At 36.2% G+C, this 8,076-nt stretch carries 7 protein-coding genes and 1 pseudogene; 3 read left to right on the forward strand and 5 right to left on the reverse strand.

Annotation, left to right across the window (positions count from 1 at the left end):
• Positions 1 to 89: 89 nt before the first annotated feature.
• Together IEX29_RS25700 and IEX29_RS25705 are read right to left on the reverse strand one after the other, a co-directional pair.
• Positions 90 to 1,604, reverse strand: coding sequence for a hypothetical protein (locus IEX29_RS25700; protein ID WP_188738612.1), 1,515 nt, complete (start codon positions 1,602 to 1,604; stop codon positions 90 to 92).
• Complete coding sequence (locus tag IEX29_RS25705; RefSeq protein WP_188738614.1) at positions 1,597 to 2,115, reverse strand: hypothetical protein; 519 nt, start codon at positions 2,113 to 2,115, stop codon at positions 1,597 to 1,599. Before IEX29_RS25705 ends, IEX29_RS25700 begins: the two co-directional genes overlap by 8 nt.
• A 601-nt stretch (positions 2,116 to 2,716) precedes the next feature.
• Here IEX29_RS25705 and dps point away from each other — a divergent pair.
• Positions 2,717 to 3,202: a DNA starvation/stationary phase protection protein Dps gene (dps, locus tag IEX29_RS25710; RefSeq protein WP_188738616.1), complete on the forward strand. Its 486-nt coding sequence runs from the start codon at positions 2,717 to 2,719 to the stop codon at positions 3,200 to 3,202.
• Positions 3,203 to 3,363: 161 nt separating this feature from the next.
• A pseudogene (locus IEX29_RS25715) lies at positions 3,364 to 4,343 on the forward strand (AAA family ATPase); the annotation flags it as partial.
• A 119-nt stretch (positions 4,344 to 4,462) separates the two neighbouring features.
• Here IEX29_RS25715 and IEX29_RS25720 read toward each other — a convergent pair.
• Together IEX29_RS25720 and IEX29_RS25725 are read right to left on the reverse strand one after the other, a co-directional pair.
• Positions 4,463 to 5,365 (reverse strand): hypothetical protein, encoded by a 903-nt coding sequence (locus tag IEX29_RS25720; protein WP_188738618.1) that lies wholly within the window; start codon positions 5,363 to 5,365, stop codon positions 4,463 to 4,465.
• Positions 5,362 to 6,114: an SWIM zinc finger family protein gene (locus tag IEX29_RS25725; protein WP_188738619.1), complete on the reverse strand. Its 753-nt coding sequence runs from the start codon at positions 6,112 to 6,114 to the stop codon at positions 5,362 to 5,364. The genes IEX29_RS25720 and IEX29_RS25725 overlap by 4 nt, the downstream gene beginning before the upstream one ends.
• A 275-nt stretch (positions 6,115 to 6,389) precedes the next feature.
• On the opposite strand from IEX29_RS25725, the gene IEX29_RS25730 reads away from it, so the two are divergent.
• The gene (locus IEX29_RS25730) at positions 6,390 to 6,575 is read left to right on the forward strand and encodes a hypothetical protein (RefSeq protein ID WP_308423676.1); all 186 of its coding nucleotides are present in this window, start codon (positions 6,390 to 6,392) and stop codon (positions 6,573 to 6,575) included.
• 162 nt (positions 6,576 to 6,737) lie between these two features.
• Here the strand turns inward: IEX29_RS25730 and IEX29_RS25735 are convergent, their stop codons facing one another.
• Positions 6,738 to 7,886, reverse strand: a complete 1,149-nt coding sequence (locus IEX29_RS25735) for a GGDEF domain-containing protein (RefSeq protein ID WP_188738621.1) — start codon at positions 7,884 to 7,886, stop codon at positions 6,738 to 6,740.
• Positions 7,887 to 8,076: the final 190 nt, after the last annotated feature.

Consider the following 8,076-nt stretch of genomic DNA (forward strand, 5'->3'; position numbering starts at 1 on the left):
ATTATAAACACCTAATTTTTAATTTCCATAATAAAACCCTCTGGAGCAAGAAATAACTCTACCTCCAGAAGGCTCATCAAATTATTATTCTATTCCTCTGTTACTTTAAAAAATGTCCTGATAGCAGGGATTCCAGTTCCAGGATGATCCTCACGATATGTTAATTGAGGTTTTCTATAAATATCTGGTATTGGATCTTGTCCTTGATAAATGGATGGGTAAATATCTATCGAATGATATCCTGGTTCACCAGAAGCGGTCAGAGGCAATTTAATTGTACCCTGACTATTAAATCCACAGATATAACCTATATAGGCATTATCATATATTACACCGAGCGCATTATCAAATTCTGTCCAGCCGGCTCCTTTAATTTCAATGTTTATCGGTGTTCCAGCTGGTCCTTCCTCCGGTTCGATGGAGACAAGTGATGGAAGTATCCGCAAGTATGCCTGTCCATATACTTCATCATCTGCTTTCACTTCAATAAGATGTGGCAGGCCACCAAGGTCATCAAGAATTGGAAATTCATGTGTAAATGAGCCATCCTCATTCGTCGTAACTGTGCCAAGCTCCATTATTTCAGGTGCAAATCCTTCTGAGGAAACACGATTTCCAACCATTGTATGCCAATCTAAGGTCAATTCTTCATTTTCTGGTAACCCCTGTCCGGTTAAGATAACCATTTCATCAACGATCCCCATTTCTTTATCCAAAGAGATACTTACACCTTCCTGATTCTCTGGATCTGGCATTTGTATACCTCCATCTGCCGGCTCAGGTGGTTCCTCGACATAAACCATATCGGTGATCGGCTCTTCATCTGTTACATCAAATTCAAAGAAATGCGTATGAATGTAATTAATCGCTGATGAATCTCTGCTTAAGTAAGGTGCCCCGCTAGCACCACTCTCTATCGTAACTGTATGTTTACCAGGAGTTCCGGTAGCACGAACTACTGCTTCTGCTTTTCCATCAGTAGAAACTGCAGTAATCATACCGGTGTATGCATTATCATAATTTAAATGCCAAATACTCCCGTACATTTTCCAGCTTAAGCCTTCACCTTCTATCGTAACCTCTGTTCCTGGAGGTCCAGATTCAGGAGACATTGTAAAAACAGTTTCCACGAAGAAATTTGCTTTTGCAATCGTGTTTCCCTTCTGCTGAATTAAAATATCATGGTCATCCCCAAAACCATCGGGGATGGTAATACTTCCGCTCCATTCTCCATTTTCATCAGCGGTTCCTTCACCAATCTCTTTTTCAACTTCTTCATATAGCGTGCCAAGGAAGGAATAATTATTTTCTATTTCATATTTACCTTCCATATCAACATAAATTACTTGGAGGTCTTCATCTGGTTCTAGCTTTTCAGCCGTTAATTCAATTTCATCGCCTATTCTGCCTTCTGTTTCATCAAGGATGAGTTTGCCAGTCACTGTATTCTTCTGATCTGAATCCTCCTCAGAAGAATTATCTTCCGAGGATTCATCACTTGAATCAGAATCTGAATCAGCCCTCCCCTCAGATGCAGAGCAAGCAGCCAATCCAAACATTATTAAAAATAAGGTAAAAACAAGATAGTATTTCCACTTACTCATCAGAATCCTGTCCTTCTCCAGATTCGATAATAGTCATTTTAGAAGGCTCTACGTCAAACGGCTCATACGTATACTCTTCTCCATTTACTGTTGCAATAATTTCATAGTTCAATGTACCTGTGTTGAAATCCTCCGGAATTTCCCATGGAACCGTATATAGCAGTGTTTCCTCCGGTCCATGCGGTCCAAGTTCCATTTCAAATTCTTCTCCTGTTTCTAAAACCGCCTTTACATCAGCATCCTCAATTAATTCTCCAGTATTCTCATCAATGACAGAAGCACGGAATAACATTCTCCAACCTTGCTCAAATCTGCTATTTACGATACAAACGGCATCTTCTACATTGTGTGAATTAATGGTATCTCCTTTTACAACAATATTTGCTGTGTCCTCTTGTTCGGATGAATTTGCTTCACTCTCTTCTCCATCTCCTCTACATGCGCCAAGAAGAATAACCACCATAAGTAGAAGCATAAACAACATCAAACCTCGCTTCTTCCTAATAAACATTTCTTTTGTCCCCCTTTAGTTAAATAGTAATAGTATCTCTGTCTTAATTATCTTACAATCAGCAAGCGATTACAATACCAAATATTAAAATATACTGAATTTTTATTTTTTTAGAAACAATGATTGAAAGCAAATTAATGAATAATCCTGCGTTTATTACAAATATAGTATGATGATCATGTAAATAGAACTTCAGCAGGGCGAGTATTTTTTATGGATAGGAATACTCTATTTTTATTTGTTATAACGTAGTTCTTAAAGATGAGATTTTCCTAATTTTTTATTGCAGAGGTTTACTATTTAATAAAATTGGGTATTAGTAATTTGAGGGGTATCTTTTTTATTTTAATAAATATCCTTCACATGTTCATATGGATACAGAACTGTATTACGGATTAAGGAGTTTTTTAACAAAAAAGCACCTTATACTTAAGCATTAATCATGCGGCTATATCTAGAATTGCTGTATTGATTTAGTTACTCAATATTGTCTTGCTAACAATTTCTGCAGCCAATTAAGATACTCCCACCAATTTAAACATTTATCCGTTGCAGCTATCCAGAAAACATGGAGGGAAAAACATTCCAGGAGGGAAAGCAAATGAGTACATTTAGAAAAGCACATTCAGAAAAATCCAGAGAACATATGATAGAACTTCTTAATCAGCAGGTAACCGACTTAACAGACCTTTTTATTCAGACAAAGCTGGCACATTGGAACGTTCGGGGACCGCATTTCATTGCCTACCACGAATTTTTCGATGATTTAGCCGGAGAAATTCCTGAATTAATTGACTCTGTTGCAGAGCAGGCTGCGAGCTTAGGCGGTTCAGCCGGAAAGCCGGTGCAATTTATTGCTTCAGAAACAAGCCTTCCAGCCTGGGAGCTTCAAAATACAAAGGACATTCTTGTGCTTGAAAATCTGACAGAACGCTGGGCAATTGTGGCTAATAATATTCGGGAAGCGGTTGAAATTTCTGCTGACGAAGATCCGGATACATCTGATTTATTTACTGAGGTATCCCGGAAGCTGGACAAAAATCTCTGGTTCTTAGAATCTCATTTGACAGATGGAAGCTCAGAATAACTAATACAAACAAGGAGCTGCCTTTTGGCAGCTCCTTGTTTTAAATTTTTTTATCAATATATTTCCATTTAAAGAGGGGTGCTTTAACATGAATAGTGGTTTTTTTGATAATGATTTTAATGCAATGCTGCGAAAAATGATGCAGGACATGCAAAATAATGGGGCAAACCGAAAATGTAGCTACTGTTCATGATGTATCCGATTCAGTGGAAAGATTAACAGGTATCCCGGTTTCCCAAATGGATGAAAACGATATTGAACGTCTAAAAAACATCTACAAACGTTTGAAAAATAAAATTATTGGACAATATAAAGCCGTTGAAATTGTATCGAAGGCAATACGAAGAAACCGGGCTGGCTTTGACGAAGGAAACCGGCCGATAGGCAGCTTTCTCTTTGTCGGTCCAACTGGTGTCGGTAAGACCGAGCTTGCCAAACAGCTGGCGATTGAATTATTCAAAAATAAAAATGCCATGATACGGCTGGATATGAGTGAATACTCAGATCAGATAGCTGTTTCTAAATTAATAGGCACTACCGCTGGTTATATCGGGTATGATGATAATTCCAATACATTAACTGAAAAAGTTCGGCGGAACCCTTATTCTATAATCTTATTCGATGAGATTGAAAAAGCAAATCCGCAAATCCTTACCTTACTCCTGCAGGTAATGGACGATGGAAGTTTAACAGATGGACAAGGAAATATTGTCAACTTTAAGAACACGATTATTATCGCAACATCGAATGCCGGGTTTGGATATGGCAGTCCGGATAAAGACAAAGATATGATGAAGTTACTCCAGCAATACTTCCGGCCGGAATTTTTAAATCGTTTTAATGGTATTGTTGAATTTAACCATTTATCGAAAGAGGATTTACATGAAATCATTCATTTGCTGCTGGACGATGTACACGAACCCTCGATAAAAAAGAAATCACGATGACAGTAACACAAGAAGCAAAAGATTGGCTGATTGACAAAGGCTATGATGAGGAACTTGGCGCAAGACCGCTTCGTCGTGTGATTGAGCAGGAAGTCAGAGATAAAATTACTGACTACTATTTAGATAATATTGATGTGAAAGAAATTAAAATAGATGTACAGGATAATGAAATAACAGTTAATAAAGAAGATTGACCTATCAAAAGAAAGCATTCCTTCCTGAAGGGAATGCTTTCTTTTCTTTATGTGTACCATACTTTTGAATAATTTCTATTAACAGGGTTAAAACAACAGTTAACTAAATAGATACAGCGTTACAATTTACTTAATTCATCCATCATTGCCGGCCGATTTTTATACAGAGATTGCCATTCCTTCACAATTTCTTCTATCCGCTTTTCTCCCTGCGGATATTTTTTCAGGTTTCTTAATATAGAAACAATCTCCCGATATCGCTTCCTGTCGGATGAATAACGAACCATATTTTGTATAATCGCTTCATATTTATTAAGAAGTTCTTGTGGATACAGCTTTATTAAAGTTTTTTCGTAAGCTTGAAGGGTATACAAATTGGGAGAATCTAACACAGCCTGCAGCAAACGGTCATATAACTTTTCTGATTCATACAACTTAGCAACTTGTCCACTATTGGAAAGCTTACTAAAAATCACTTCTCTTTGTTCCTTCCACTCTTCCTCAGAATAAAGTTCTTTGAGCTCATTATAAATATCTAAATCACCCTTTTGATATTCCAGCACTAAGGACCATAATTCCTTTTCATAAGCCTGATCATTTCCTGTTTGTTTATGGATATTTTTTAACTGCAAACTGTAATCTTTCACAAGTCCACGCAGATCTTTATCAACCTGTTTTCCCTCTTCAAGCAAGCGGATAGCCTTGTCATATGCTCTCCTATTAATACAACGTTCAATATAGCATTTTCTGACTTGATTAAATTCTAAATGCTTTTCACAATATTCATCAATTGCAGCATCTGCTGTATTTTGTTCTTCCATAATCTCTATATGTCTGACAGCCCAATTTCCAGCAGAATATCCTCTTGACCAAGAACTTTTTTCCTTTTTAAATTTACGTACCTGATTTTCTGAAAATACAAGTTTATCTGCTAAGAATAGTTCTTCTTTAAAATTATCAAACAGCATTTCTTCCAGATAATCCTCCATATAATCAATAACAAAACCATCTAAATGCTTCATAAACCACCGGAACATTTTTTCTTTAATTGTGCATCGCTATGCTCCAATATTTCCTGCCAAATTTCCATACACAGTTGGCTAATCATTCCAACCTCACCGCTCGAATCGTCTATATCGATACTCCCTATCTCGATAAATATATCATTCGTTAACTCAAACGCTTCCTCATACTGTTCATTCTCCATCATTCTACGTATATCATGGGAAAGAAGCTCTTCCACTTCTGATGCCAAAGAGCCTGCACTATAATAGTCAATAAATCCATGTACTCCTTCATGTCTATCAAAAATCCCATTTATCTGATTCTTATATCTCTGCAAATCTTCTGGAGAAAACGTATAATTCAAAGCAGCTTTAAAACGGTTTAAGAGTTTCTCATCATTTGCAAGAATATTTATTAAAAAATCCTGAACAATGCTCTCATCCGCTTCTTTCACCAAGTTAACAAGACTTTTGCTTTCTTGCCCCTTATCTGTATGCTCCTTTTTGACAGGCTCTAAACTGTCCACATAGTATAAAACGGCCGCCATGTGTTTGCAATTGTTTCCATCCAGGGCATGAGGACAATCACAACTCATCCAGGAAACTCCTTCATCGGTTAACTCTATCTCAACATCATAAATTTCTGTTCCATATACTGAGGCTTCAATCATGTCTTCTTGAATAGATATATCCTGCACAAGCTCACGATGATAATAATCTAATCCTCTTTCCAGAATTTGACCCGTAAATAGCTGTTGCCAGTTCATGCTTTCTACCTCCTATTTCACTTTATTTTATAATGTTATATCGGTGATAACACTTTTTGTTGTTCTGAAATATATAGAATAACTGAATTTCTTTTTTTATGTTCTCATAGATTTTCCTTTAATAACATTTTTATATTACTTGCTACTATAATCATAAGTATAGAACAACCTAAAGGAACAATGCTATAATAATGATAAATTAGAAGGGAGTGAAAAAATGAATTGGCCTGAGGTTCGAGAATTATATCCAAATCAATTTTGTAAAGCTAAAAATATTGTCATCTCATATCGAAAAGAACAAAGAAGTTATTGAGGATGTCGCAGTAATAGAACCAATTTCTAACGAAGCAGCAACCAAGGAGTTACTAAAATCAAAAGAGGATGAACTAGTCTTTCATACCATTCATGAACATATCGTTCTTGAAGTGCGCCAGGATGTTGGATTAAGGAGATTCCACTAATATGCAAATTCATTATATTCCGACCTGTCTCTTAACAGTATAGTGTTTCTTCTGTCAAAGCAGAATCCCGTCACCCTTGCAGCTTTTTTTGCTTATTCCACACTGTTTCTCCATGCCTTGTTACAAAAAGCTTTAGCAATCTCCCGTTTCCCTTCTATATTCTCAATAAACTCTTATCGCATTCCGCACTTCTTTCGCCTGATATAAGGCTTGATCTGCATTGCCAAACCATTCTGAAACTTCCATTTCATCTATATATACAGCCATTCCAACACTTGTTGTCAGGTTCAAATCAGGAAGCTTTTTGATCTCTACTTTATGTAACTGTTCTTGTATTTTCCTGCAAATTTCTTCTGCTGCTTCCAGCTCTATATCTTGAAAAATCAAGCAAAATTCATCCCCGCCATAACGGTAAGGTGTATACTTTTTACTATTTTCTTTTAATACTCTTGAAAACTGGACAATACATTCATCTCCACTATAATGTCCCCATGTATCATTAATTTTTTTGAAATTGTCAATATCCACAATAGCCAGGATATACTTATGGTGCTTGGAACCTTCTATATTTTTTAAACTGCGCAGGAACGCCGTTCGATTATTAACTCCTGTCATTTCATCTATTTCCAGCTTTTTCTCTAAACGGAATCTTTCTAATTCCAGCTGGATACTGGCCAGATTTTTCTTCCTCTGGTAGTGAATAAAAACCAAACAAATAAAAGAGAAAGCCAGGAGAATAACTAATCCAACTAAAAAATCTCCTAATCTTAACGCACTGTTAAAAATAATACTTTTCTCTGTATCCCATACTATAAATAATTCTGATACAGCAAAGCCAATAAGACTTGCTGCTGTTGTCACAGTTGTTACCTTATAACACGTATAGGCTGTAGTCAGCATAATAGCAATTGCAAAAATAAAATAGCTCGATACAAATATTGTATGGACAGTAAACAAAATAAAAGCCATAGCAACTAAAAGCAGTGATATTGTATATATTTTTACTTGATGTGAAATACGATGCGAACGCATCACAACAGTAGCAATACCAATGCATAGCAAATTCATACCGCTGGGCACTGCAATATATCTCCAAATATAGACAGGAACTGAGGTACTTAATAGATCTGTCTGGACAATCATGATACTGAGGAGACATTCTATCATAAATGCAAAGATTACCAGCCATATCGATAATTTATAATGAAATCGGAGCCAGCCTTCATCTATTTTTGCATACACCTTTACAATTTCATCAATATTGGTAGCCTTTCTTTCTTCCGGGTTTAACGTCATTTTATTCTGTATCATATTGGCCCCTCACACTCTATTTATCTTTTTTGTCATGAAACAGACATCTGTACCTTCGTATATTTCATTTATATAACATTTTTCCTCACTAGCGTTGCATAAATATAATAAGAATATTCTGTAAAGTATTTCATAGTCATTTTCGCCAAAAAATCAACAACCTAATAAAGGTGACACTGTCCATTTGGGA

The organism is Oceanobacillus neutriphilus (genome assembly GCF_014645515.1).
Classification (GTDB): Bacteria; Bacillota; Bacilli; order Bacillales; family Amphibacillaceae; genus Oceanobacillus; species Oceanobacillus neutriphilus.

Bases quoted from the DNA above. Each gene is read 5' to 3' on its own strand.
- IEX29_RS25700 (WP_188738612.1), bottom strand. From the start codon at position 1,604: ATGAGTAAGTGGAAATACTATCTTGTTTTTACCTTATTTTTAATAATG.
- IEX29_RS25705 (WP_188738614.1), bottom strand. From the start codon at position 2,115: ATGTTTATTAGGAAGAAGCGAGGTTTGATGTTGTTTATGCTTCTACTT.
- dps (WP_188738616.1), top strand. From the start codon at position 2,717: ATGAGTACATTTAGAAAAGCACATTCAGAAAAATCCAGAGAACATATG.
- IEX29_RS25720 (WP_188738618.1), bottom strand. From the start codon at position 5,365: ATGAAGCATTTAGATGGTTTTGTTATTGATTATATGGAGGATTATCTG.
- IEX29_RS25725 (WP_188738619.1), bottom strand. From the start codon at position 6,114: ATGAACTGGCAACAGCTATTTACGGGTCAAATTCTGGAAAGAGGATTA.
- IEX29_RS25735 (WP_188738621.1), bottom strand. From the start codon at position 7,886: ATGATACAGAATAAAATGACGTTAAACCCGGAAGAAAGAAAGGCTACC.